1 protein-coding gene is annotated in these 292 nt (G+C 40.8%); it reads right to left on the bottom strand.

The genetic code is table 11. The annotated features are described in order from the left end of the window. On the bottom strand, positions 1–292 hold a 292-nt coding region (locus AOA61_RS27755; protein ID WP_368731124.1), incomplete at both ends, for a flavin reductase family protein.

Here is a 292-nt window from a genome sequence, read left to right as displayed (position 1 = left end):
GATTCACTTGCGACACGTTTTTCTCATCGGTGACATGAACTACAAATTCCCCATTTTCAAGAATATTTCTTGCTGTATCCTTACTTACACCGTTTTTTCTACCAACAGAAATTGAAATCAAAGGGGGTTCTGCGGACACGACATTAAAGAAACTAAACGGCGCCCCATTCAAAACATCCCCCTGCCCAATAGAGGTAACGAATGCAATCGGTCTTGGAACAATCGATGTACTCAATAAATGGTAATTTTCCCTTTTCGTTAATGACTTAGGGTCAAGGGACTTCATAGCGAT

Source organism: Pseudomonas sp. 2995-1 (genome assembly GCF_002742505.1).
Lineage (GTDB): Bacteria > Pseudomonadota > Gammaproteobacteria > Pseudomonadales > Pseudomonadaceae > Aquipseudomonas > Aquipseudomonas sivasensis.
Note: the sequence above shows the minus strand (reverse complement) of the source record. Positions and strands in the feature narration are given on the sequence as shown.